Here is a 23,499-nt window from a genome sequence, read left to right as displayed (position 1 = left end):
GGGCTGCAGAGCCGGTACTGCGGAGGTTGCGTGCGCCGTGGGGCGGCTCAGGAATCGACGTCCCCGTCGACGTACATCCACCGGCCCGCGCGTCGTTGGAACCGCGACACCTCGTGCAAGACGCCCGTCCGGTCACCCTGCCGGTAGCGGGCGCGGAACTCGACCACGCCGGTGGTGTCGTCGGGGGAGCCGTCGTGAACGGCGAGGATCTCCAACCCGGCCCAGCGCGGCGGCTGACCGACGGGTTCGACATGCTCAGGCCGGGTGCGCGGGTGCCAGGTCACCCACAGGTGATTCCAGCGGTGCAGCACATTCGCCGTGTAGCGCGACTGCATGAGAGCCTCGGCCGTCATGGCCCGTGTCGGGTCGTCCAGAACTGGCCCGCAGCACATGGCGAAGCTCGCACTGGAACCACAGGGGCACTGGTCGCTCGGCGTCATGGCCCCAGCATGGCAGATCACCCCTCGCGGCGGCGTGGGGTGATCTGCCAATCGTGCCCCACGGCCGTCTCGAGGGCGTTTTCCGCACCTCAGGTTCATCTGAGGGCGTCGAGTCGGCCGTAGGGCACGATGCGGGCGTCGGCCCTCCGTCACGCTCCGGTGTGCGGAACGTATTTCGGCTGCTCCGCGGCTGCGCCCCCCAGATGCCCAGGCGACGGTGTCCCACCTTGTCACGAGCCGGTCCGGGTTCCGGGCGGGGACGGTTGCGCAGGTCCCGGGGCTCCTGTTACGGTCGGACCGTTGGTGGGTGTGACTCGTATGCATCGGGTCACGGTATTGCGGTCTCCTCAGAGGGATCGCTGGTCCGGGAGATCTTGGACCGGTCCGGAGAGTATGGACTGGGCGGCTCCGGCAAGTCCACCCTGCTCCGCACGATCAATGGCCTCTGGACGCCCTCGGACGGCACCATCGAGGTCGCGGGTCAGAAGGTCTCCGAGCTCTCCGCCACCCAGTTGCGGGAACTGCGTCGGGACCATGTGTCGATGGTCTTCCAACACTTCGCACTGTTGCCTCACCTGACCGTGCGCGAGAACGCCGCCTACGGGCTGAAGCTCCAGGGCAGGGGCGACAGGAAGGAACGGCTCGAGAGGGCGGACGAGTGGCTGCACACCGTGGGTCTGCGCGGCTGGGGCGACAAGTATCCCCATCAGCTCTCCGGCGGCATGCAGCAGCGTGTCGGACTGGCCCGCGCACTGGCGGCACAGACCGACATCCTCCTCATGGACGAGGCCTTCTCAGCGCTCGACCCACTCATCCGCCGCGAGATGCAGGACGAGCTCCTCGAGCTGCAGGCGAGCCTGGGCAAGACGATCATCTTCATCACCCACGATCTCAACGAGGCCATGTACCTGGGGGAGCACATCGCCGTCATGCGCAGTGGGCGCATCGTGCAGATCGGCACCTCGGAGGAGATCCTCACGGACCCTGCTGACGACTACGTCGCCGATTTCGTCCAGGACGTCGATCGCAGCCGCGTCATGACGGCATCGGCGATCATGAAGGACACCGAGGCCGTCGTCTCGCAGCACGCGCAGCCCAAACGGGTGCAGCGGATCATGGAGCACCTCAACGTCAGCGGGGTTTTCGTCGTCGACGACAACCGGCGTCTCATGGGCGTCATCACGGATGACGACGTCGTGCGTGCGGCCCACTCCGGGCTGCGTGACATCTCGTCGCTCATTGACAACACGGGGATTCTCACGGTCAAGCCCGACGTGCCCGTGGCCGAGCTCTTCGCGCCCAGTTCCAGTGCGCGCGTCCCGTTGGCGGTCGTTGACGACGACTACCACTTCCTGGGGATCGTCTCGCGCGTCGCCCTGCTCGACTCGATGTCACGCAGTGGCCGTGACGGGGGTGAGGGGCAGGTCGTCCGGCTCGAGGACACCGGCAAATTGCCCGTGATCAAGGACGACGAACCCATCGGACTCGAGCCGATCGACCAAGCGGCCGTCCCCGATGAGCCGGTGGACGTGCCCGCAGCGTCGGCGGACGTCGTCGACCACACCGAGGAGGTCTGATCCATGCAGTTCGACATTCTCAACCCGAGGATCCCGCTGGGCGGCTGGATCGAGAGCTTCTTCACGTGGTTCCAGCATGCGTTCAGCTGGCTCATCACGTTCACGAACGTCGTCATCGGCGGCATGTACCACGGGTTGGCCGGGGTGCTCTCGTCGCCCGTGTACCTCATCATGATGGTCGTCCTGGCGGCGATCGGATGGCTCTGCGCGAACTGGCGGGTCGGGGTGTTCGGATTCGTCGGGTTCTACCTGGTGCGGGCCTTGGACCAGTGGGACCACACCATGCAGACGTTGGCCCTGGTCGTCGTCGCCGTGGTGCTGGCCCTCATTCTCGCCATTCCCCTGGGCATCCTCGCAGCCCGGCACAAGCGCTTCTCGGCGTTCATCAAACCGGTGCTGGATTTCATGCAGACGATGCCGTCGTTGGCCTACCTGGTCCCCGTCATCGTGCTCTTCGGCATCGGTCAGGTGCCCGGTGCCATCGCGACGATCATCTTCGCCCTGCCGCCGGGTGTCCGGTTCACCGAGTTGGGCCTGCGACAGGTTGACGCCGAGACGGTGGAGGCAGGCGCTGCGTTCGGTGCAAGTCCCCGACACATCCTGTGGCGCATCCAGATGCCCCTGGCCATGCCGACGATCATGGCCGGCGTCAACCAGGTCATCATGCTGGCCCTCTCGATGGTCGTGCTGTCGGGCATGGTCGGCGCCGGAGGCCTCGGAGGTGACGTCGTCGCGGCGTTGTCGCAGGTCGACATCGGACTGGGCATGGAGGCCGGTCTGGCCGTCGTCATCGTCGCCGTCTACCTGGATCGCATCACCAGCGGTCTTGCGGGACGCACATCGTTGGAGCGTGCCCGACGCGCGGGCTGAGGCGACGCCTTCGAAGCCTGGCGCACACGTCTCGTGCCGCCACGACTCGCACCACTGTCCATCACCCAGTGAGGGGAAGACACATGGTAAGGAAGAAGCTCGTCGCGCTCACAGCGGCGGTCAGCGCGGCCGCCCTCGCTCTGGGCGGCTGCAAGGTGTCCAACAGTGGCGGAGGACAGGCTGATGGCGGTTCCTCGTCCGACGCCACCAGCAACGTCAACGCTGCGTGGGGCAAGTGCACGCCCGGGGCCAAGTCCAAGGACGTGTCGACCATGAAGGACGACGCGGACAAGAAGATCACCATCGGCGCGTTCAACGGGTGGGACGAGTCCTTCGCGACGGCTCACCTCGTGAAGAACGAACTGGCGAAGGCCGGCTACGACGTCACGATCAAGGGGTTCGACGCCGGCCCCGGGTACACGGGCCTGGCGGACAAGGACATCGACCTGGTCACTGACGGGTGGCTGCCGCTCACGCACGCCGACTACATCAAGAGGTACGGCGACCGGCTGGAGAGCCTCGGCTGCTGGTACGACAACGCGAAGCTGACGATCGCCGTCAACAAGGACTCCAAGGCGCAGACCATCGGTGATCTGCGGACCATGGGCGATGAGTACGGCAACACGCTGTACGGCATCGAGGCCGGTGCCGGGCTGACGAAGACCACGAAGAACGCAGCGATCCCGCAGTACGGCCTGTCGAACCTCAACTTCAAGATCTCGTCGACGCCCGCCATGCTCGCCCAGCTCAAGAAGGCCACGGGGGCCCATCAGGACGTCGCGGTGACGCTGTGGCGCCCGCACTGGGCCTATGCCGCGTTCCCGGTGCGAGACCTGAAGGATCCCAAGCACGCGATGGGTAATGCCGAGGTCATCTACAGCTTCGGTCGGCAGGGGTTCGAGAAGGACCACCCCAAGGCCGCGCAGCTGGTACGCAACATGGCCTTCGACGACAAGCACCTGTCCAGCCTTGAGAACGTGATGTTCTCCAAGGACAACTACGCCGGTGAGAACCAGGACAAGGCCGTCACGCAGTGGGTCAAGGAGAATCCCGACTGGGTCAAGGACTGGGAGGCCGGAAAACTGACGGGGTCGTCAAGGAAGAAGTAACGCGTCCCCGTGCCGGTGAACCCGGCGGGTGACGTTGCGGATCAGGGGGTGTCCCACACTTGTGGGACACCCCCTGATTTGATTCGCCTGGCCTGAGTCGCCACGAGCGGCCTGGGCGCCCGATCGTGTCCTACGGCCGTTTCGAGGGCCTTTTCCGGACCTCAGCTTCATCTAGCGGCCTCGAGTCGGCCGTAGGACACGATGCTGGCCTCAGCCCTGCCTCACAACTCCGGGTCGAACGGTGCTGCCCGATCGAGTGGGTCTTCTTCGCCGGTCGCCGCGCTACGGTGAGGCCATGCTGCGGCCGGACGACGACACGGGTGAGCTCGCGCTCGGCGTGGTGCTCGTCGTCGGCGGTGGGAAAGTGGCGTGCAGCTTGGCGCGCGCGCTGACTCTGGCGGGGTTGGACGTCGCGCTGGGTTCTCGACACCCGGTGCCGCTGCCGCGCGCATCGCAGCCCTGGCGCGTCGTCGCATGGGAGGACGTCTCCCGGACTGCCGCCGACCTCGTCGTCGTGGCCGTGAGTGACGACGCGATCCCCGGGGTCGCGTCCCGACTGGACCCCCGCATCCCCGCCGTCCACTGCTCGGGGGCGAGTTCGCCCGACGCTCTCAGCCCGATCGCCACGCGGGGAGTGTGGCACCCGCTCATGGCGTTTCCGACGCGCACCACCCCGGTCGCCCCTAGCACGGTGTTCGGCGTCTGCGCGGGCGAGCCCTTGGCGTGCCGGCTCGTGGCCCTCACCCGGCAGCTCGGGTGTCGCGCCGTGTCGCTGGATGCCGGCGATCTGCCGATCTACCACAGCGCCGCCGTGGAGGCCGTCCACCGGACGCTGGCGTCCGTCGAGATCTGTGGGCGGCGTCTGACCAGGTGCGGTTTCAGCGAGTCCGAGGCGACGGCTGCGGTGTGCGACCTCATGGCGGGCAGTCTGCGCCGGGCGCGCGAGGCCGGGCCTGCCGCGGCGCTCACCGGTCCGCTGGACCGGGGCGACGTCGGCACCGTTCGGCGCCACCTGGCGGCCCTGGACGACGAGCACGCGGCCAGCTACGTCGATGCGCTGCGCCTCGTGCTCGACCAGGGACTCGCGCGTCCCGGCGTCGCGGCGAGGCTGCGTGACGTCGTGGGACCGGCGCCCGGGGCTGGCGTGCCGGCGAGTGAGGGTGGGGCTCAGGGCGACCCCCACGTAGCGACGCTGACGAGCTCGTCTATGCTCAAGTCAACCCGTGTACGAACGCGGGCTGATTGGGAGAGTGTGCACGTGCAGTTGCGAACCATGATCCACGGGAAGATCCACCGGGTGCGGGTCACCGCCGCCGACCTCAACTACGTGGGGTCGATCACGGTTGACCCCGACCTCCTCGACGCGGCGGGAATCGCTGAGTACGAGCGGGTGCAGGTCGTCGACATCAACAACGGCGAGCGCTTGGAGACGTACACGATCGCCGGGCGTCGCGGCAGTGGGGAGGTCCAGCTCAACGGGGCCGGTGCGCGGCTCGTCCAGCCCGGTGACCTCGCCATCATCATGGCGTACACGTTGGTCACCCATCCGGTCCCGGAGACGTGGTCGCCGCGCGTCGTATTCGTCGACGACGACAACGCGGTGACGAAGGTCGTCGAGGGAGACCAGGGCGATGAGGCTGTCGCGGGGGTCGCCGAGGGCGATGGGGCTGTGACAGGCGACGGGGTAGGGGCGCGACGATGACCGACACCACGACCCCCGCCAGACCGGCCCGCCGTACCACGATCAGCGACCTCATGAAGGTCTACCGTGCCGGTGAACGCTTCAGTGTCGTCACGGCCTACGACCACACCAGCGCGGCCATCGTCGAGCGCTCCGGCATCCCGGCGATCCTCGTCGGTGACTCCGTCGGCATGGTCGTCCACGGGCACGACTCGACGCTGCCGGTGACGATCGACGACATGGTGCGCCATACCCGGTGGGTCGTCGACAGTTGCAGCACACCGCTGGTCATCGCGGACATCCCGTTCGCCTCCACCGTCACCGTCGAGGACACGGTGCGTCGCGCAGCTCGACTCATGGCCGAGGGCGGGGCCGGGTCGGTGAAGATCGAGGGCGGCGTGGCGCAGGCAGCGTCCATCCCGGCGACCGTCAACCAAGGCATTCCCGTCGTCGGACACGTCGGCCTGACGCCGCAGTCGGTGCACCAGATCGGTCTGCGTGTGCAGGGTCGTGGGGCCGACGCCGCAGAGCGCGTCATCCGCGACGCCATCGCCGTGCAGGATGCCGGAGCCTGGGCCGTCGTCCTGGAACTCGTGCCCGCACAGCTCGCCGCCGAGATCACCCGCCGGTTGACCATCCCGACCATCGGCATCGGTGCCGGCGGCGGGACCAACGCGCAGATCCAGGTGTTCCACGACCTGCTCGGTCTGCTCGACTGGACGCCGCGTCACTCCCGGCACTACGCGGAACTGGGGTCCGACGCGGTGCGTGGACTGACCGCGTGGCGTGGGGACGTGGCGACGGGCCAGTTCCCGACCGCCGCCAACAGCTCGTCGATGGACGACGCCGATCTGCGCACGGCCGTCGCCCGGGTCGACAGCGCTGGCACACGTCGGCCGACCGCGGCCGATGCGCACGACATGAACGAGGCGGGGTCGCAGGTCCACCGTCGGAGAGGATGATCCATGAAGGTGTGCACCACGCGCGCGCAACTGCGCGAGGCACGACGTGAACTGGACGGCACGCTCGGGCTCGTCCCGACGATGGGAGCGCTCCACGCAGGGCACCTGTCGCTGGTCGAGCACGCCCGGCGTACCGACGACCACGTCGCCGTGTCGATCTTCGTCAATCCGCGTCAGTTCGGCCCGGATGAGGACTACGACTCCTACCCCCGCACCCGTGACGCCGATCTGAAGGCTCTGGAGGCCGCCGGGGTGGACCTCGTGTGGACCCCCGGCGTCGAGGACGTCTACCCGGAGGGGTTCGACGCGCAGGTCCACGTCGGCGGGGTGACGCAGGTTCTGGAGGGGAAGGCGCGTCCCGGGCACTTCGACGGCGTCTGCACCGTCGTGTCCATCCTGCTGAATCTGTTCGCCCCTGACGACGCCTTCTTCGGCCTCAAGGACGCCCAGCAGACCGTCGTGCTCGCCAAGATGGTCGAGGATCTCGGCATCGACGTGCGCCTGCACCGCTGCCCGATCGTCCGCGAGGACGACGGTCTGGCGCTGTCCAGCCGCAACCGCTACCTGACGCCGGCCCAGCGTGCCCTCGCGCCGTCCCTGCACCGTGCGCTGACGAAGGCGCGCCAGGCCTGGCAGGCGGGGCAGTGCAGTGCCGGGGCGCTGCGGCTCATCATCCTCGACGGCCTCGTCGACCTTCCTGAGGGCGAGGTCGACTCACTCAGCGTCGCTGATCTGCGGACGCTTCAGGAGGTCCCGGTGATCGGCGACGACCCGGTGCTGCTGTCGGCCGTGCTGCGTTTCGGTGATGTCCGCCTGCTCGACAACGAGGTGCTGTCGAAGGATCCGGTGGCCTGATCCGACCGACAGTCGTGACGTAGCGGCATCTCGCGCGGCGGATTCCAGTGGTCAACGCAGCGGGTGAGGAGTTGGGTTGTACTTGTTGGATGTTCGCCGCCAGGCGTTGGGGTTGTTGGAGGCTGGGCACTCGTGCCGGCACGTGTCGCGCGTGTTGGGTGTGGGTGTCAACCCGGTACGCAGGTGGGCCATGCTGGCGGGTATGGAGTTGATGCGGGGCCGTCATGGTAGGGCCCGGGCCGTGCCTCACGCCGAGCCGGTGGATCCTGCCGGGCCGTTGACCACGTCGGGACGGTTGAACCTGGCGGGTCGCACGGTGATCTGGTGCCGACGCCGGGACGGCTGGTCGATGCGCAGGATCGCCGCGCACATCGGCGTGGCCCCCCTTCCACGGTCAGCAGGGAACTGCACCGCCGCGGGTGCCTCTGTTGGTATGACCCGCACCGGGCCCAGGCCCAGGCCGACCGGTTACGACGCCGACCCAAACCGCGTCGTCTGGACGAGCCCGGGTTGCGCGCCCAGGTCGTGGCCCGGTTGAACCGGCGTCTGTCACCCGAACAGGTCAGCGCGGATCTGGCCAGGTGTTTCCCGGGCCGCGACGATATGCGTGTGAGCACTGAGACGATCTACCACAGTCTGTACGTGCAGGGCCGTGGCGCGTTGCGTCAGGAGTTGTGCGTGGCCAAAGCGTTGCGCTCGGGTCGTAAGGGCCGCAAGCCCCGCTCGAGACTGCCGGCCCGGGGCCGCCGCCCGTGGATCGCCGAGGGCACCCGGATCAGCGACCGTCCTGCCGAGGCCGCCGACCGGGCCGTGCCCGGGCACTGGGAGGGGGATCTGATCATCGGTGGCGGTGATCAACGCACCTGTCTGATCACCCTGGTCGAACGGTCCTCCAGGTTCGTGTTGATCTCCCGGTTAGGTGTCCACGACGCCCACAGCGTGGCTGACCGGCTCACCGCGATGATCAGCGGGTTGCCCGCCCAGATCGCCCGGTCCCTGACGTGGGACCAAGGTGTGAAGATGGCCGCCTGCAACCGGTTCACCGTGGCCACCGGGGTCAAGGTGTACTTCTGCGACCCGCACAGCCCGTGGCAGCGGGGCAGCAACGAGAACACCAACGGGCTGATCCGCGACTTCTTCCCCAAGGGCACCGACTTCTCCACGGTCACCGACGTCCAGGTCGCCGAGGCACAACGGCTGCTCAACCTGCGGCCCCGCAAAACCCTTGACTGACTCACCCCAGCTGAGAAACTGGAGGCCTACATCAAGGATGTTGCGTTGACCACCTGAACCCGCCGGACAGATCTGCGCCGGGCGTCGAGTAGCAGGGTGTCGGGTAGTAGCCGGGGCGCGGAGCCGCGGCCCGCCCGCGCATGACAGCGCGAGGCCCTGGGACGCAGTCGTCCCAGGGCCTCGGATAGCGGAAGAGGTTGTTCAGGCCCGTTTCTCGTTGCGGTCACCGGACCAGTTGAGGTGCCAGGACCCTTCGTCGTCGACCCTCTCGTAGCTGTGCGACCCGAACAGGTCACGCATGCCCTGGGTGAGTGCCGCGTTGAGCCGAGGCGCCCGGGCGGAGTCGTAGTAGGCCAGAGTCGCTGAGAACACGGGCGCCGGCACCCCGGAGGTGGCGGCGAGCCCGACGACGTCCCGCCATGCCTGCTGGTTGGCGGCCAGTTCAGGCGCCACGGAGTCGGCGCACATGAATGAGACGAGGTCCGGGTCGGCGTCGTAGGCCTGGGTGATCCGGTCGAGAAGGCGGGCGCGGATGATGCACCCGTCGCGCCAGATGCGCGCGGCGTCGGCGACCTTGATGTTCCAACCGTACTTGTGTCCGCCGGTGCGGATCTCGTCGAACCCCTGGGAGTACGAGACGACCTTCGCGCACCACAGCGCGCGGCGGACGTTCTCGACGAAGGCGCCGCGGTCGGCGACCTCGACCCTGCCATCAGGACCGCGGAGCGCGGCCCGCGCGACCCGGCGCAGGTCGTCGTGGCTCGAGGTGGCGCGGGCGAACACGGCCTCGCCGATGCCGTTGACCGGGCAGGACAGGTCGAGCGCGGTTTGCACCGTCCACGTGCCGGTGCCCTTCATGAGGGCGCGGTCGGCGATGACGTCGACGAGGTCGGCGCCGGTGCGTGGGTCGGCCTGACGCAGCACCTCGGCGGTGATCTGGATGAGGTACGAGTCCAGGTCGCCGGTGTTCCACTCGGCGAAGACGTCGGCGCACTCGGAGTTCGACAGCCCGGCTCCACGCAGCAGCATCCATGCTTCGCCGATGACCTGCATGTCGGCGTACTCGATGCCGTTGTGGATCATCTTGACGAAGTGCCCGGCGCCGTCCGGGCCCATCCACGCGCAGCACGGGTCGACCGAGCCGTCCGGGTTGGCGACGTGGGCCGAGATGTCCTCGAGCACCGGGCCGAGGATCTGGTACGACTCCCGCGTGCCGCCGGGCATGATCGCCGGGCCCTCGAGCGCACCGACCTCGCCCCCGGAGATACCGCACCCGACGAAATGGAAGCCCTGGGCGCGGACCCGCTCCTCGCGGCGGATGGTGTCGGTGAACAGCGAGTTGCCGCCGTCCATGATGACGTCGTCGGGGTCGAGGAGGGGAAGCAGGGAGTCGATGGTGGCGTCCGTGGCGTCCCCGGCCTTGACCATGAGGATGATGCGACGCGGACGCTCGATGGACGCGACGAACTCCGGCAGCTCGTGCGCGGGCCTAAAGATTCCCTCCGCGCCGTGCTCGGTGACGACGCGGTCGGTGCGTTCCGGGCTGCGGTTGAACAGGGCGACCCGGTAGCCGTGGTGGGCCAGGTTACGGGCGAGGTTGGACCCCATCACCGCCATTCCGATGACGCCGATCTCGGCCTTCTCATTCATGCGATTCCTCCTGGTTCATGCGTTGCCAGCGGGAGCGTAAGTGGTGTGCGGCGACCTTGGGCAGACGGTCCCGGCTGAAGTGTCGGCCTCGTTGTGTCATGTCGTCCTCGTGCGTCACACGAGCACCGATGTGAGCAGGACGAGAAGAATGCCAGTCACGGACAGGACTGTCTCCATCAGCGACCACGACTTGATGTTGTCTCCCACTGAGACGTTGAAGTACTCCTTGATGAGCCAGAACCCTGCGTCGTTGACGTGGGAGAAGAACACTGAGCCGCAGCCCACTGCGAGGACAAGCAGAGCCGCGTGTGGCCCAACCATCGTGGCGGCGAGCGGCTCCAGGATGCCTGCCGACGTCACCATGGCAACGGTGGCTGATCCGGTCGCCAAGCGAATGGCCACGGCGACGAGCCAACCCATGAGCAGCGGGGACAGGCCCGAGTGGATGATCCCCTGAGCGAGCAACTGCCCGATCCCGGTGTCGACGAGGACCTGCTTGAACCCGCCGCCGGCGGCGACAATGAGAAGTATGCCGGCAATCGGGGGAAGAGAGTCTCCCACGCTCTTGCTGACGGCCTGACTGTGCATGCCTGACGACCTGCCCAGCGTGAACAGTGCGAGGAGCGTCGTGATGAGAAGTGCGAACATGGGCTGCCCGAGGAAATCCAGCACGTGCCGAACGGCCGACCCATCCCGGGCAAAAATGTCTGCCAGGGCCTTGCCGAGCATGAGCACGACCGGGAGCAGGATCGTCGTCAGGGTGATGGCGAAACTAGGCCGACGCGGGGCAATGCCGGATCGGCCTTCGCCATTGGTGTCCATGAAGAGGTCTGGCGCCTCGGCGGGCACCCACTTTGCGGCGACCTCGCTGAACAAAGGCCCGGCGACGATCACGGTCGGAATCGCGATGAGAACACCCAGACCGAGGGTCGTTCCGAGGTCAGCCTTCAGCAGGCCGATTGCTGCGAGGGGGCCCGGGTGCGGCGGAACAAGGGCGTGCATGGTTGATAGGCCGGCGAGCGCAGGGATTGCCACTCTCATCAAGGGCAGCTTGGACCGACGGCTCACCAGGAGAATGACTGGCATTAGGAGCACAAGACCGATTTCAAAGAACATCGGAAGGCCGATGATGGCTCCGACGAGGGCCATGGCCCAAGGTAGAGTTCGTGGGCTCGCCTTGCTGACGAGGGTGTCGACGATGCGGTCGGCACCACCCGAATCGGCGAGCAATTTTCCGATGATTGCTCCGAGCGCAATCAGAACGCCGACTCCGGCAACTGTCCCCCCGACGCCGGTCGAGTACGAGTCGAGTACCTGCTTCAGAGACATCTGGGCGATTCCGCCGACGATTAGCGCGCCGATGGTCAATGACAGGAAAGCGTGCAGCTTGAACTTGGTGATGAGGACGATGATGACGGTGATCCCGACGAGAGCAGCTATATCAGTTGCCAAGTCGGTGCTGTAGGTGTTGGGGCTTCCAGGGGCGTGAACACAACTCCTCCTTGAGTCTTGTGTGGCCGTTCGGCCTTGTGAGGGTGAAGTAGTTACCGTGCGACCCAGGCGTTCGCACGATCGACGAGGTCGTCGACGGTTGCGGAAAAATCCAGTTCGATTCCTCGTTCGTCGGACTCGAGCGGCTCCAATGTGCGGTATTGGAACTCGACGAGTGACGCCGGCATGAAGTGGCCCTTGCGCTCGGCCACTCGTTGGTTGACGATTGCCTGGTCGCCGCGTAGGTGTATGAATACGACCTCAGGGCACTCGTCGCGGAGAAGATCGCGATAGGACCTCTTGAGCGCTGAGCACGCGACGACGCCTCCGGTGTGGTGGTGTTCGCGAAACCATTCGCCGATACGGCGGAGCCAAGGTTGCCGGTCGCTGTCGTCAAGTCTGTGGCCGGCTGTCATCTTGTCGATGTTCGCCTGGGGGTGCAGGTCATCACCATCAATGAACGGGACCGTGAGCCGTGCTGCCAAGGCCTGCCCAACAACGGTCTTTCCTGCCCCACAGACGCCCATCACGATGGCGAGCGGGGGCTGCCCGATGGTATGCATGAGGTCTCCTTGCGTGTCTGCGTTGACCGCCCCATCGTAGTGCAAACGTATGATGAGTCAACGCAGGAGGCTCGAAAGATCAGATGACTTCGTGGTCGCTGTTGCGCAGCCCATCGCTGCGACACCCGTGTGGCACGGTCGCGCGCCTCGGTTTCAGTAGGATGAGGCCCCATGGTTCAGGAGCGCTTGACGTCGACAGTGGCGAACGCTGTAGGCGCGCGCATCGTCGGTGGCGAGTTCAGGCCGGGCGACTCGATGCGTCTCGACGAGCTTGAAGCGGAGTTCGGAGTGTCTCGGTCTGTGTCACGCGAAGCCGTGAAGATTCTTGAATCGTTGGGTCTGGTGAGGTCCCGCCGTCGGGTTGGAGTGATCGTTCAGCCCATGGGTGAGTGGAACGTTATGGCTCCCCAAGTAATCCAGTGGCAACTCCAAGGGCCGAACCGGCTTGCGGAACTTGCGGAATTGGAGTGGATCAGTCAGTTACGCAGCGCTATTGAACCGACGGCCGCTCAACTTGCGGCCAGTACCGCCACCGCCGAGCAGTGTACACAGATGGGGGCTGCGGTAGCAGGGATGACGGCGAGTGCGGTTGACGGCGATCTTCACGCTTACCTCCGACACGACATCGCTTTCCATACGACGTTGCTCTCGGCGAGCGGCAACCCACTGTTCGCGGCGCAGATGTCGGTTGTGGAGTCTGTACTTCGGTGTCGAACTGAACTCATGCCGTTTGCCCCAAATCCAGACGCCATCGACCTTCATCGGGCGGTCGGGGCTGCTGTCGCGTCGCGTCGAGGGGGTATGGCTGAACATGCGATGCGTGACTTGCTCAAAGAAGCCCGGCAGGCCATGGAGGATGCGGCGAGTTGATGGGTGCCTCCATGGCCCGGTGTAATTCCGAGTTAGTCACTGGATATGCGACGTCGAATCGCGAAAAGCCGGAAATATCCCAAGACGATCGGGCAGGTCAAGACCGAGATCCTCGATGCGATCTGCTGGGTCACCGAGTGGCACCGTCGCCATGCCCGCAAGATGATCTGCCAACGGGCTACAGGCATCGACTTTGGCCCGCGTCGCCCCAGGCAACCGGTGCGCACAGACCAACGGCTCCTGCAACGCCACCGACCGGCACGCCTTGGCTCAGCAACTCACCCAAGCCGACCCCGTCACCGCCCGCGAGCAGATCGCGCTCATCTACGCCAACTTGCTCGAACTTGCCCATCGCCGCGGCCGGGTCGAACACAGAGTCAAACGCAATACCGTCCATCTGTCCTGCACCAAACTCAAAACGCGGGCATCTTGATACGGGTCAACAGAGAAGAGGGGGCAGCGGCTACCGCGTCGCACAGCAGAGCCCGGTTTGGCGCATGTCTTCCGAGTGCACCGACCGCTGCCGGGATCTTGGCCCCGGTTGATTCATTCGGAGACAACAAGGACAACGTCCCGGCTGCAACCGGCCAACTGCGGAAGCAGACCCAAGGCACTTCGGATCGCATCCGACCAGCTATTTGTAGCCGGGGCGTCTTGCGGGGTCAGAACAGTTTCCTGGGATCGGTGCCGGTCGCCAACGCAGCTGCCACGAGGATTCTGGACTGTCCGGCTCGCAGCGGGCCGGAACTGATGATCCCCTTCTCGGCCAACGTCGCCCCTCCGCCTGCGCCGCCGTACACGCCCGCGACCTGGCCCGCGTCCACGCGGGTGGTGAGCACGACGGGGACGTGGTGGCGGGTCGCTGCTCGCACTGCGGCATCAGCGAATGTGCTGCCGATGTTGCCGTCACCCATGCCCTCGATGACGAGACCTTGGGCGCCGTTATCGATCGACGAGTCGATGAGTGTGGCCGGTGCGCCCGGGTAGGCGGCGATGATGTCGACACGCACGTCCCGTAGCGGTTTGAAGGGTAGCGGGGCCGGACGCTTCACACCGTGGGGGCAGTTCGTCGCGAAACCGTCCTCCTTCTGCGTGTCCGCCTTGTGCAGACCGCGGGCGTGGAAGACCTTGCCGCCGAAGGCGACGAAGACACCCTTGCCGCGGTTGTGCGCATCCGTGGCCGTTCGTACGGCGAGAGTGAGGTTCGACGGGCCGTCTGGGTGGGGATCGTCGTGGGGGCGCATGGCACCGGTCAGCACGACCGGTTTGTTTCCGCTGACGAAGGTGTCGAGGGCGATAGCTGTCTCCTCCATCGAATCGGTGCCATGCGTGACGATGACGCCGCTCACCTCCGCCCGGCCCAGCGCCCGCAGCACGGCCTGGATGACGTGGTCGGTGTCGTCGAGGGTCATGGCCGACGAGTCGAGTTGGGCGATTTTCTGCACCTCGAAGTGGAGCGTGCCCTTCGGGAAAGCGTCGTACACCGGTTTGACGAGTTCCTCGCCCGAGACGGTGGGGACCACGGCACCCTTGCTGTCATGGGTGCTCGCGATGGTGCCACCGGTCGAGAGAACGACGATGTGGTGGACCGTGGCCTTCTCGGTGGGACTGTGCTGTGGTTCCGGTGAGCCGCTCCCGCTCTTCGTTGAGTTCTCGTGGCATCCGGACAGGAGCTCACTGATGGTCAGGGTCGCTCCGACGGCCAGGAGTGAGCGGCGTTTGATGTGTGACGATGTCATGGGTATTTCCTTCATGGAATGTACTGATGGACTTCAGACGGGATGAAGTCGTCCTGAACTGCGCGACTCAAGAATTCTGGGAGGATGGGGAGTGCGTGTGTGCGGCGGGGTTTCCTGCCCGCGACGGTCGTGTGGATGTGCCCCCTGCGATTCGGGCGGCATTCATGGGAGGGCATGCGGGAAGTGGTCACTCGCCGGTGCCCCGGCGAGTGACCACGGGGTTCCTGCGCCTCCTTGGAAGGAGTCGGTGGGGAACTGATCCATGCACCGACCCTCGTCAAGAATTGCGTCACATGCGGCGACGATGGCATCGGCGACATCGCCGGGCAGTGCGCCGAGTTCTTTGTTCGTCAGCGCGGAGGCCTTCTTGACGAAGACCATGCCGCGAATGAAGTCTGGCTCGTCGTTCATGCACCCCCGTGAGATGGTGAAGTTCTCCAGAGCACGAAGAGTATGTACTCCGTAGTAGCAGTCGTTGGGGACCTTGCGCTCGCCCAGTAGATCTACTTCGATCCTCGTGTCGTTCATGACCCTCAGCCTTCCTTCTCGTGGGATCACTGCGCGCTCATCCCTGAGCATGCGTTTGGGGCCATCGGTGTCCCGATCCGCGTGAAGCGGACTCTACTCCAGCACCGCTAGTTCTGACGTCGTGTTAGTAAGAGGTGACACAAGGATGGGTCATTTTTTGTAAATCTTTCCTGTGGATTTCTGGCTCTTCAGGATCCAAGGTGTAGTCGGGGTCTGAATCCTCCGGTCTCCAGGAGGCTTCGGAGTCGGTAGTGGACCTCGTTGCGGAAGCCCAGGGCGATGCCGCGGAGGTGTTCGAGTCTGCCGTTGATGGCCTCACTAGGCCCGTTCGAGGTCCCGGGGTGGTCGAAGTAGGCCAGAATGTCGGCGGCTCTCTTCTTGAGAGTGTGGCCCAGGGTGACCACTTCGGGCAGGGCCTTCGGGGCTTTGGTGGCGATCGCGTCGATGAGGTGGGCCATGATCTCCCGTCCCTCGGCACGGTTCTCGGCGCGGTAGGCGGCCACGATCTCCTGGTAGACCGCCCAGGTGACCTGGACCGGGGCGTGGGCGTCGGCGGCGAACACCTGTTCCAGGCGTGCGGCCTGACGGTCGGTGAGCAGGTCCCGGCCCGTGTGCAGAGTCAGCCTGACCCCGTAGAGGGGGTCGCCCGCCCGGCCCCGGTGGCCCGTGGTGTCCTGCTGGACCCGGGTGCGGGCCTGGTCCAAGCCGTCGCCGGCGAGCTGGACCACGTGAAAGGGGTCCATGACCTCGACCGCGGCCGGGAGTTCTTCGGCGGCTGCGGTCTTGAAGCCGGTGAACCCGTCCATCGCCACGATCTGGATGCGGTCGCGCCAGGCCTGGTCGCGGCCGGCCAGCCAGGTCTTGAACACCTTCTTGGAACGTCCCGCCACCATGTCGAGCAGCCGGGAGGCCCCGGTGCCGTCGCGAAGCGGTGTCAGGTCGATGATCACGGTGACGTACTTGTCACCACGGCTGGTGTGGCGCCACACGTGCTCGTCGACCCCGATGACCTCCACGCCCTCGAAGCGGTGCGGGTCGTCGATGAGCCGGCGGGTGCCCTCGGCCAGCACCGCATCGTTGGCGGTGGTCCAGTCCACCCCCAGACCAGCGGCGATACGGGAGACCGGAAGGTGATCGAGCACCAGGCCCTCCAGCGCCCAGGCCAGCCCGCCCCGCGACAGTTTCGCCCTCGCCTCGGCGGCCTGGTCAGTGTTCTGGCGCCACACGTGTCCGCAGCCGGTGCACCGGTACCGGCGTACCCGTATCTGAAGGATCGTGGGCCGGTGGCCCATCGGGGTATGGGCCAGGCGCCTGACCACCGTGTCACGTGGGATCCCCTGGCATCCGCACCGGTGGCACCAGTCGTCAGTCTCGACGACCCGGCAGGCCAGGACCGTCTCCTCGTCACTGATCAGCTGGCCGGTGACCTCCAGGCCGAGTTCGTCCAGACGGGCGAATGTGGTCAGGTCGGGGGCGCCGAAGGTAGCGTGGTTCATGGAGGACCTTGCGATTCACGAGGACGGGACTTAAGACACTCCGATCCTCGCGCAGGGTCCTCCCCCACGCACCCCGGCCTCACAGGCCAACTACAGCAGACTCTCACACAGTCAAGTCACAACTACACCCTGGATCCTGAAGAGCCGGATTTCTCTGCGTACGTCGGGCAAAATTCTGTATAGAGGAAGTATCCTGCCTGTCGCTCCTGCCTGTGTCGTCAGTTCATGTACGCAGTGAGTCCCCCGACACGGGTGGCCTGTGTAAAATCGCCCTGTCGTCAGTCCCCAGGCGCAGGGAGGCCTCATGACGAGAATCATCCAGAAGTTCGGTGGCTCCTCCGTGGCTGATGCCGCGTCCATCAAGCGTGTTGCGCGCAGGATCGCCGCGTCCCGGCAAGCCGGCAACGAGATCGTCGTGGTCATCTCGGCAATGGGTGATACCACCGACGACCTCATGGACCTGGCCCTCGAGGTGTCGCCGCAGCCCGCCCCGCGCGAGCTCGACATGCTGCTCACCACCGGTGAGCGTCAGTCGGCCGCCCTGCTCGCCATGGCCCTGTCCGACCTCGGCGTCCCGGCGCGCAGCTACACCGGTTCGCAGGCCGGGGTCATCACGACGGCCGCCCACGGCAACGCCCACATCATCGACATCACCCCCGGCCGTATCGTCTCCTCCCTGGCCGGCGGGAACGTCGTCATCGTCGCGGGATTCCAAGGGGTCTCGCAGACCACCAAGGACGTGACGACCCTGGGCCGGGGCGCCTCCGACACGACGGCCGTGGCTCTCGCCTCGGCCCTGGGCGCCGATTTCTGCGAGATCTACACCGACGTCGACGGCATCTTCACCGCCGACCCGCGAATCGTCCCCGGAGCCCGCGGCATCCCGTCCATCTCGTACGAGGAGATGCTCGAGACGGCCGCCTCGGGCGCGAAGGTGCTGCACCTGCGCTGCGTCGAGTACGCCCGTCGCGGGGACGTGCGTGTGCACGTGCGCTCGTCCTTCTCGGACAAGCCGGGCACATGGGTCATGGACGTCTCGGACTCCGAGGAAGAGAGGGAAGCGTCAATGCCGGACATGGAAGAAGCGATCATCTCGGGGGTCTGCCACGACCGCTCCGAGGCGAAGATCACGATCGCGGGCATCCCCGACTCGATCGGACGCGCCGCGAAGATCTTCGAGATCGTCGCGCGCGCCGACATCAACATCGACATGATCGTCCAGAACGCCTCGCGGGTGATGAACGGGCGCACCGACCTGTCCTTCACCCTGCCCATGACCGACGGCCGCCGCGCCATCGAGGCCATCCGCGCCGCCCAGGCCGAGATCGGCTTCGAGCAGCTGCTCTACGACGACCAGATCGGCAAGGTCTCCGTCGTCGGCTTCGGCCACCGATACCCCTCGGTGGAGATCTGGTCGACGAGCGCCCTGGACCAGCCGTGGCGCATGACACACGAGGAGATCGGTGCCGTGGCAGACCTGCTGCACGCCATGCACGTGGCGGTGGGCCCGCACGTGCCGTGCAACGAGGAGTGGCACCACCGCCCGGTCGGGGTCGGCGTGCCGGTGCCGTGGCGGGTCAACCTCAAGTTGCGGGTGTCGACCCTGGCCGGTTTCGAGGGTGGCACGAAGATCTACGTCAACACCATCTCGCCGGCCGCACTGGCGGCCCGTCTGCTACCCGAGCTGTTCAGAGCACGCAGTGCCGGCCGTATCGCGCCGATGGACCTGGGCGATGAGTGCGAGGTTCCGCGCGGGGTGCTCGCCTGCACACGGATGCGCTGAGGGTCGGCGCTCAGCCGAACCAGCGGTTGAGTTCGACGGCGGTACCGTCGTCGTCGAAATCCGCGGTGACGGCGTCGGCGGCGGCTCGCACCTGTTCGAGGGCATCTCCCACGGCAACTCCCCGGCCGGCCCAGCGCAGCATCTCGATGTCGTTGTTGCCGTCACCGATGGCCAGCACCGCGCTTGCGGGGATTCCCAGCATGTCGCACGCCTCCTGCAGTCCGGAGGCCTTCGTCACCCCACGGGGAGCGATGTCGAGCCAGGCCGACCAGCCGACGAAATACGTCACCCCGGTCATCCCCAGCTGGTCCGCCAACTCGACGAAGACGTCGGGGGAGGCATCCGGGTCACGCACGATGATGCGGGTCGCAGGGGTGGCCTTGAGCTCCTCGATCGGTTCCACATGGATCTCACCGGCGAGCTCACCGTCGGGGAAGTGCTTGCTCACGCGAAAACCCACGCCCACCTCCTCCACGGCAATACGCGCCTGTGGATGGATCCGCAGCACCTCGTCGATGACGTGGGAGGGATCGAAGGTGTGCCTGCTCACCACGCGCAGCGGATCGCTGTGTGCCAGCACCGACCCGTTCGACACGACGAGCAGACCTGATGGAAGCCCCAGCTCCTCGTGCACGCCGATGGCTCCGGTCACCCCTCGTCCCGTCGCCAGGACGACGGGCACTCCCGCCTGGCACACTCGGTGGACGGCTTCCCTGACGGAATCTGGCAGACGCCCCTCGCGATCCACGATGGTGCCGTCAATGTCCAGGGCCACGAGCTGCGGGGAGAACGTCATGGGTTACAGATTGCCAGATTCACGTGAACGCGGAGTGAACATGGCTGTTTCGCTATGCGGTGGGCGTGATCGTTCCGGCGGGCCTGGGGTGAAACACGGCTCGTTCCCACCCGTCTCCTCGGTTAAGCTTGCGAAGTGAATCCAGCAACGTACCTGGCCCTCGTCCTGGTGCTGGCCGTGGCTGCTCAATGGCTCGGCTGGCGACTCAAGCTGCCCGCGCTGCTCTTCCTGCTCATCATCGGTTTCGCACTCGGTCAGTGGGTCACCCCCGATGAGATGTTCGGTCAGAGTCTGCTCTTCGGCGGGGTGAACCTCGCTGTGGCCATCATCCTCTTCGAGGGATCGCTGTCCCTCAAGCTCCGGGAGGTGCGTGACCTCGGAAAACCCATCCTCAGACTGTGCTCGGTGACGGTCGTCATCGCATGGCTGCTCATGGCCCTCGCCGCGCATCTGCTCGGCATGGACATCCGGGTCGCCCTGCTGCTGGGGGCCCTGCTCGTCGTCACCGGCCCCACGGTGATCAACCCGATCCTGCGTCAGGTGCGCCCCACCAGACGGGTCTCGGCCCTGTTGCGCTGGGAGGGCATCGTCGTCGACCCCATCGGCGCGATCCTCGCCCTGCTGGTCTACCAGGCGATCACGTCCATCGGGGGCAACCACATCGGCCACGGGTTGGCCGTGCTGGGCTGGACGATGGTGGTCTCGGTGCTCGTCGCCTTCCCCATCGGCATGCTGCTCACCTTCATGCTGCGGCGCCTGCTCATCCCGGACTTCCTGCAGGGGGTCATCTTCGTCGCGGTGGCCTGTGGCACCGTCGTGGGTGCCAACCTCATCCAGGAGGAGTCCGGGCTCATGGCGGTGACCCTGCTCGGCATCTTCCTGGCCAACCAGGACCTCGAGCTGGACGTCGTCGTCGAGTTCAAGGAACATCTGCAGATCCTGCTCGTCGGGGCGCTGTTCATCATGCTCGCCGGGCGCGTCAATCCCGACGAGATCGTCCGGGTGCTGCCAGTCGGGCTGGCCTTCGTCGTCATCTCGGTGCTGCTCATCCGCCCGCTCTCGGTGTTCATCGGCCTGCACGGCACCGAGACGACCCGCCAGGAGCGGGTGCTCATGGCATTCATGGCCCCGCGAGGCATCGTCGCCGCCTCGGTGACCTCCGTCTTCGCCCTGGGTTTCGCCGACACCGCCGATTCCATCGCCCACCAGGCCGAACAGCTCATGGCCACCGATCCGCAGCGGGCTGCCGACCTTTCCTCCTTCGCCCAGAACCTCGCTGGGCTCTCCGACCAGGTGGACCAGTTGGTGCCGATCGTCTTCCTCATGATCGTGTGCACCGTGGCCATCTACGGCCTGGGGATCGGACGGCTGGCGGAGAGACTCGGCCTGGCCAGCGCCAAGCCTCGGGGCGTCATGTTCGCCGGATCGCCGCCCTGGGCCGTCGACGCGGCCAAGTTGTTGCGTTCCCTGGACGTGCCGACCCTCATCGTCACCCGTCGCAGTTATGACCTCTACACCGCCCGCAAGGCTGGTCTGCGCACCGTCGCCGCCGATTTCCTCAGCGAGTACGCGGTGGAGGAGATGGACCTGTCGGGCATCAACTACATGGTGGCGTGCACTCCCGACGACAACACCAACTCCATTGCCGCAGTGCAGTACCGACGTGTCCTGAGCCGGGCCAACGTCTTCCAGGTCAGACGTGCCGACGAGGGCCATCCCAAGGATCGCACCACGGGCACCGTCTCCACCCTCAAGGCCCGAACGGCGTTCAACCCGGGACTCACCCATGCCGAGATGGAGCGGCACTGGCGTGAGGGCCAGCGGGTGCGTGCACTGCCCATCACCGAGCAGTTCGGTTGGGACCAGTTCACCCACTACGTGTCCGGGGCGGTCATCCTGTTCATCGTGCGTCCCGGCTCGACGGTGGTGGCCACCGAGGACATGGGCAATCCGAAGATGGGCGACATCGTCGTCTACCTGGGACGTACCCCCAGGATCGACGAACTTCCCCGGGCCGATCGGGATGTCGAGGATGAGAAGGCCCGTCGTCGCGCCAAGGTGCACACCCTGCGCGAGTCGATGAGTACCTCATCGGCCGAGGAACAGGTGCGCGAACGGGCCAACGCCCGTGCTGACGCCGAGGGACGTCCGCAGTCTGGGAAGGATGGGCAGCACGTCCGAGACGTGAGCTCGCAGCCCGGGTCTGGGGATGTCATCCCCGGCACGGTCGTTCCCGGGGATCCGGACCAGCCGGATGCGAGGTCATCCGACCACTGAGTCGACCACGTGAGGGGCAGCTGCCGGAACTGCCTTCCCGAGGACCGTACACACCGAGGATCGCACGCACCGGGGGCTGGGACCGACGGGGGGAGCCCGGGGTGGCTCGTGTGTTCACCTCGGTGGGGCAGACGATCCCGTAGGGATGGGGTGATCCCAGGGCTGGTCGAATGCGTGGAGTCTGGTCGAATGAGTTCCGGGCGTTTGTCAGCTGCTCCTGGTGCGCATGACGGCTCCCACCGCCAGGCCGATGACGGCGGCGACGACCCCGGACAGGATGAACGCCTGGTGCCAGCCGACCCCGTCGATGACCGCACCGATCGTCGGTGCGGAGATGGCCACCCCGGCATTGAGGAAGGAGCCCTGCCACCCGATGACGCTGCCACGCCTGCTGGGTGGGGTGAGGTTGGTCAGCTGGTCGATGCTGGCGGTGAGGGTCGGGGAGACGAACAGGCCGCCGATCAGCAGGATAAGGCCAGCCTGCAGGGGAGAGGTGGCCAGGGTGGTCGCAGCTGCCGTCAGGCCCATGAGGGTGAGCAGAGCGGGCATGGGCACCGAACGGTTCAATGCCCCGTAGATGGTGCCACCCAGTGCCGATCCCAACCCGGAGAAGGCCAGCACCCAGCCGATGGCTTGGGTGCTGCCCATCTCTCGCATGGCACCGACCGTCGTGAGCTCGATACCGCCCAGGGTATATCCGGCGGCCAGACATCCGATGAGGATGGCGACGGTGAATCGGTTCACCCATGCCAGGGCAGACGTCGTGGAGGGATGCGCCGTGGGGACGTCGATGGTGGGGGCGTCGGGATCGCGTGCCGTCTCCTCCACCGCCAGCGTCTCGGTGGTCGAGGACTGTGTCGGGGCGACGGGCTCCGTGGCAGAACGCGGGTCGGGTGATGAGCTGCTGGGGGTCTGCCTCTCGGATGCGGCCCCACTCGTCTCGGCGATGGGTGGATCGAGGATCGTCAGCCCGGTGGCTCCGAGCGCCGCCAGTACGGCACAGCCGATCATCGTCGCGCGGGTGCCCACGGACGAGGCAATGATGATGGCGACCATCGGTCCGAACATGTAGCAGATCTCGATGGACACCGCGTCCAGACTCAGCGCAGCCCGGCGCTTGCGCAGCGGCACGGTGGCGATGAGCACCTGACGGGGAATGGTGTAGATCGGGTAGTTCCACAGGTAGCCGAGGGCCAGGATGACCAGCAGGGGATAGTAGCCCAACCACGGGGCGACGGCGTAGACCGCCGTCATGACGACGATCGACGGGATCATCGTGCGACGCAGCCCCCTGCGATCGGTCATCGAGCCGCGCCACGGGGCGGAGATCATCGACGAGATCGTCACGAACGTCGTCACGGCACCGGCGAGCCGGTAACTCATTCCCAGGGTCTCCACCACGTGCAGGGTGATGAGCATCGTCAACCCGAAGATGGGCAGGCGAGTGAGGGCACTGAGCAGGATGGTCGTCCAGACCTCCCGGATCGCAAGAACCTCCCGATAGCTGCGCACGGCCCAACTCTAGACGAGCGTGTGCAGCCACCGGGAGGGGTGTCCGAGGACCTGGGGACAACCCCGA

Annotated in this window: 18 protein-coding genes and 3 pseudogenes; 10 read left to right on the top strand and 11 right to left on the bottom strand. The window is 66.4% G+C overall.

Annotated elements, in window-relative coordinates; genetic code table 11:
• Nucleotides 1–47: 47 nt before the first annotated feature.
• Entirely contained in the window at nucleotides 48–440 is a 393-nt protein-coding gene (locus ACP8JZ_RS08790) for a YchJ family protein (RefSeq protein ID WP_306516652.1), read from the bottom strand.
• 395 nt (nucleotides 441–835) lie between these two features.
• Here ACP8JZ_RS08790 and ACP8JZ_RS08785 point away from each other — a divergent pair.
• From ACP8JZ_RS08785 to panC, 6 genes and pseudogenes are all read left to right on the top strand, one after another.
• A pseudogene (locus tag ACP8JZ_RS08785) lies at nucleotides 836–2,017 on the top strand (quaternary amine ABC transporter ATP-binding protein); the annotation flags it as partial.
• A 3-nt stretch (nucleotides 2,018–2,020) separates the two neighbouring features.
• Nucleotides 2,021–2,887: an ABC transporter permease gene (locus ACP8JZ_RS08780; RefSeq protein WP_306516651.1), complete on the top strand. Its 867-nt coding sequence runs from the start codon at nucleotides 2,021–2,023 to the stop codon at nucleotides 2,885–2,887.
• Between the two features lie 83 nt (nucleotides 2,888–2,970).
• Nucleotides 2,971–3,996: a glycine betaine ABC transporter substrate-binding protein gene (locus ACP8JZ_RS08775; protein ID WP_306516650.1), complete on the top strand. Its 1,026-nt coding sequence runs from the start codon at nucleotides 2,971–2,973 to the stop codon at nucleotides 3,994–3,996.
• Between the two features lie 295 nt (nucleotides 3,997–4,291).
• Nucleotides 4,292–5,698, top strand: coding sequence for an aspartate 1-decarboxylase (panD, locus tag ACP8JZ_RS08770; RefSeq protein ID WP_442752452.1), 1,407 nt, complete (start codon nucleotides 4,292–4,294; stop codon nucleotides 5,696–5,698).
• Complete coding sequence (panB, locus tag ACP8JZ_RS08765; RefSeq protein WP_306516649.1) at nucleotides 5,695–6,639, top strand: 3-methyl-2-oxobutanoate hydroxymethyltransferase; 945 nt, start codon at nucleotides 5,695–5,697, stop codon at nucleotides 6,637–6,639. Before panD ends, panB begins: the two co-directional genes overlap by 4 nt.
• A 3-nt stretch (nucleotides 6,640–6,642) precedes the next feature.
• Nucleotides 6,643–7,494: a pantoate--beta-alanine ligase gene (gene panC / locus ACP8JZ_RS08760; RefSeq protein ID WP_306516648.1), complete on the top strand. Its 852-nt coding sequence runs from the start codon at nucleotides 6,643–6,645 to the stop codon at nucleotides 7,492–7,494.
• Between the two features lie 246 nt (nucleotides 7,495–7,740).
• On the opposite strand, the gene ACP8JZ_RS08755 is transcribed toward panC, so the two are convergent.
• Nucleotides 7,741–7,866 (bottom strand): hypothetical protein, encoded by a 126-nt coding sequence (locus ACP8JZ_RS08755; protein ID WP_306516715.1) that lies wholly within the window; start codon nucleotides 7,864–7,866, stop codon nucleotides 7,741–7,743.
• Nucleotides 7,867–7,884: 18 nt separating this feature from the next.
• Here ACP8JZ_RS08755 and ACP8JZ_RS08750 point away from each other — a divergent pair.
• A pseudogene (locus tag ACP8JZ_RS08750) lies at nucleotides 7,885–8,715 on the top strand (IS30 family transposase); the annotation flags it as partial.
• 213 nt (nucleotides 8,716–8,928) lie between these two features.
• Here the strand turns inward: ACP8JZ_RS08750 and gndA are convergent.
• From gndA to ACP8JZ_RS08735, 3 genes are all read right to left on the bottom strand, one after another.
• Nucleotides 8,929–10,377 (bottom strand): NADP-dependent phosphogluconate dehydrogenase, encoded by a 1,449-nt coding sequence (gene gndA / locus ACP8JZ_RS08745; protein ID WP_306516647.1) that lies wholly within the window; start codon nucleotides 10,375–10,377, stop codon nucleotides 8,929–8,931.
• A 114-nt stretch (nucleotides 10,378–10,491) separates the two neighbouring features.
• On the bottom strand, nucleotides 10,492–11,829 hold the full coding sequence (locus tag ACP8JZ_RS08740; RefSeq protein ID WP_484482428.1) for a GntP family permease: 1,338 nt from the start codon (nucleotides 11,827–11,829) through the stop codon (nucleotides 10,492–10,494).
• 92 nt (nucleotides 11,830–11,921) lie between these two features.
• Nucleotides 11,922–12,431: a gluconokinase gene (locus ACP8JZ_RS08735; protein ID WP_484482427.1), complete on the bottom strand. Its 510-nt coding sequence runs from the start codon at nucleotides 12,429–12,431 to the stop codon at nucleotides 11,922–11,924.
• Nucleotides 12,432–12,602: 171 nt separating this feature from the next.
• Here ACP8JZ_RS08735 and ACP8JZ_RS08730 point away from each other — a divergent pair, with 171 nt between their 5' ends.
• Nucleotides 12,603–13,301, top strand: a complete 699-nt coding sequence (locus ACP8JZ_RS08730) for a FadR/GntR family transcriptional regulator (RefSeq protein WP_484482426.1) — start codon at nucleotides 12,603–12,605, stop codon at nucleotides 13,299–13,301.
• Nucleotides 13,302–13,479: 178 nt separating this feature from the next.
• On the opposite strand, the gene ACP8JZ_RS08725 is transcribed toward ACP8JZ_RS08730, so the two are convergent.
• The 4 genes and pseudogenes from ACP8JZ_RS08725 to ACP8JZ_RS08710 form a co-directional block, all read right to left on the bottom strand.
• Nucleotides 13,480–13,698, bottom strand: coding sequence for a hypothetical protein (locus ACP8JZ_RS08725; RefSeq protein WP_306516644.1), 219 nt, complete (start codon nucleotides 13,696–13,698; stop codon nucleotides 13,480–13,482).
• A gap of 265 nt (nucleotides 13,699–13,963) precedes the next feature.
• Nucleotides 13,964–15,040, bottom strand: a complete 1,077-nt coding sequence (locus ACP8JZ_RS08720) for an asparaginase (RefSeq protein ID WP_484482425.1) — start codon at nucleotides 15,038–15,040, stop codon at nucleotides 13,964–13,966.
• Between the two features lie 219 nt (nucleotides 15,041–15,259).
• Nucleotides 15,260–15,568 (bottom strand): annotated as a pseudogene (locus ACP8JZ_RS08715) (lyase family protein); the annotation flags it as partial.
• Between the two features lie 188 nt (nucleotides 15,569–15,756).
• Nucleotides 15,757–17,064, bottom strand: coding sequence for an ISL3 family transposase (locus ACP8JZ_RS08710; protein WP_484482414.1), 1,308 nt, complete (start codon nucleotides 17,062–17,064; stop codon nucleotides 15,757–15,759).
• Nucleotides 17,065–17,368: 304 nt separating this feature from the next.
• Between ACP8JZ_RS08710 and ACP8JZ_RS08705 the strand changes: the two genes are divergently transcribed.
• Nucleotides 17,369–18,847 (top strand): aspartate kinase, encoded by a 1,479-nt coding sequence (locus ACP8JZ_RS08705; protein WP_484482424.1) that lies wholly within the window; start codon nucleotides 17,369–17,371, stop codon nucleotides 18,845–18,847.
• Nucleotides 18,848–18,857: 10 nt separating this feature from the next.
• Here the strand turns inward: ACP8JZ_RS08705 and ACP8JZ_RS08700 are convergent, their stop codons facing one another.
• A complete protein-coding gene (locus ACP8JZ_RS08700) occupies nucleotides 18,858–19,643 on the bottom strand; it encodes an HAD family hydrolase (RefSeq protein ID WP_484482423.1) in 786 nt (261 codons plus the stop codon).
• A 153-nt stretch (nucleotides 19,644–19,796) separates the two neighbouring features.
• Between ACP8JZ_RS08700 and ACP8JZ_RS08695 the strand changes: the two genes are divergently transcribed.
• A complete protein-coding gene (locus ACP8JZ_RS08695) occupies nucleotides 19,797–21,920 on the top strand; it encodes a cation:proton antiporter (protein WP_306516704.1) in 2,124 nt (707 codons plus the stop codon).
• Nucleotides 21,921–22,127: 207 nt separating this feature from the next.
• Here the strand turns inward: ACP8JZ_RS08695 and ACP8JZ_RS08690 are convergent, their stop codons facing one another.
• Nucleotides 22,128–23,432, bottom strand: coding sequence for an MFS transporter (locus ACP8JZ_RS08690; protein ID WP_484482422.1), 1,305 nt, complete (start codon nucleotides 23,430–23,432; stop codon nucleotides 22,128–22,130).
• Nucleotides 23,433–23,499: the final 67 nt, after the last annotated feature.

The organism is Cutibacterium sp. LaCa_286, assembly GCF_057198075.1.
The sequence above is the reverse complement of the archived record's forward strand: the minus strand, read 5'-3'. Positions and strand labels throughout refer to the sequence as shown.

Bases quoted from the DNA above. Each gene is read 5' to 3' on its own strand.
- ACP8JZ_RS08725 (WP_306516644.1), bottom strand. From the start codon at position 13,698: ATGGACGGTATTGCGTTTGACTCTGTGTTCGACCCGGCCGCGGCGATG.
- ACP8JZ_RS08755 (WP_306516715.1), bottom strand. From the start codon at position 7,866: ATGTGCGCGGCGATCCTGCGCATCGACCAGCCGTCCCGGCGTCGGCAC.
- panB (WP_306516649.1), top strand. From the start codon at position 5,695: ATGACCGACACCACGACCCCCGCCAGACCGGCCCGCCGTACCACGATC.
- ACP8JZ_RS08780 (WP_306516651.1), top strand. From the start codon at position 2,021: ATGCAGTTCGACATTCTCAACCCGAGGATCCCGCTGGGCGGCTGGATC.
- panC (WP_306516648.1), top strand. From the start codon at position 6,643: ATGAAGGTGTGCACCACGCGCGCGCAACTGCGCGAGGCACGACGTGAA.
- ACP8JZ_RS08775 (WP_306516650.1), top strand. From the start codon at position 2,971: ATGGTAAGGAAGAAGCTCGTCGCGCTCACAGCGGCGGTCAGCGCGGCC.
- ACP8JZ_RS08710 (WP_484482414.1), bottom strand. From the start codon at position 17,064: ATGAACCACGCTACCTTCGGCGCCCCCGACCTGACCACATTCGCCCGT.
- ACP8JZ_RS08790 (WP_306516652.1), bottom strand. From the start codon at position 440: ATGACGCCGAGCGACCAGTGCCCCTGTGGTTCCAGTGCGAGCTTCGCC.
- ACP8JZ_RS08705 (WP_484482424.1), top strand. From the start codon at position 17,369: ATGACGAGAATCATCCAGAAGTTCGGTGGCTCCTCCGTGGCTGATGCC.
- ACP8JZ_RS08730 (WP_484482426.1), top strand. From the start codon at position 12,603: ATGGTTCAGGAGCGCTTGACGTCGACAGTGGCGAACGCTGTAGGCGCG.
- panD (WP_442752452.1), top strand. From the start codon at position 4,292: ATGCTGCGGCCGGACGACGACACGGGTGAGCTCGCGCTCGGCGTGGTG.
- gndA (WP_306516647.1), bottom strand. From the start codon at position 10,377: ATGAATGAGAAGGCCGAGATCGGCGTCATCGGAATGGCGGTGATGGGG.
- ACP8JZ_RS08720 (WP_484482425.1), bottom strand. From the start codon at position 15,040: ATGACATCGTCACACATCAAACGCCGCTCACTCCTGGCCGTCGGAGCG.
- ACP8JZ_RS08735 (WP_484482427.1), bottom strand. From the start codon at position 12,431: ATGCATACCATCGGGCAGCCCCCGCTCGCCATCGTGATGGGCGTCTGT.
- ACP8JZ_RS08700 (WP_484482423.1), bottom strand. From the start codon at position 19,643: ATGACGTTCTCCCCGCAGCTCGTGGCCCTGGACATTGACGGCACCATC.